1 rRNA gene is annotated in these 337 nt (G+C 55.2%); it reads left to right on the forward strand.

Going from position 1 to position 337, the window contains the following annotated elements:
- Positions 1-337, forward strand: a 23S ribosomal RNA gene (locus MKZ40_RS17080); the annotation flags it as partial.

A 337-nucleotide genomic window follows, 5' to 3' on the forward strand; every position in this document is an offset into this window, starting at 1 on the left:
GGAAACGGGTTAATATTCCCGTACCGGATGTGGTTGCGATGGGGGGACGAAGAAGGCTAGGTGAGCCAGGCGTTGGTTGTCCTGGTGAAAGCATGTAGGCCGAGGAATCAGGCAAATCCGGTTCCTCTGAGGTCGAGATGCGAGACGAACTGACCACGGTCAGGAAGTCATCGATGCCACGCTTCCAGGAAAAGCCTCTAAGCTTCAGACCACATGCGACCGTACCCCAAACCGACACAGGTGGTCAGGTAGAGAATACCAAGGCGCTTGAGAGAACTCGGGTGAAGGAACTAGGCAAAATGGCACCGTAACTTCGGGAGAAGGTGCACCGGTTCGA

Origin of the sequence: Cobetia sp. BMC6 (assembly GCF_029991385.1) — a bacterium.
Taxonomy (GTDB): domain Bacteria; phylum Pseudomonadota; class Gammaproteobacteria; order Pseudomonadales; family Halomonadaceae; genus Cobetia.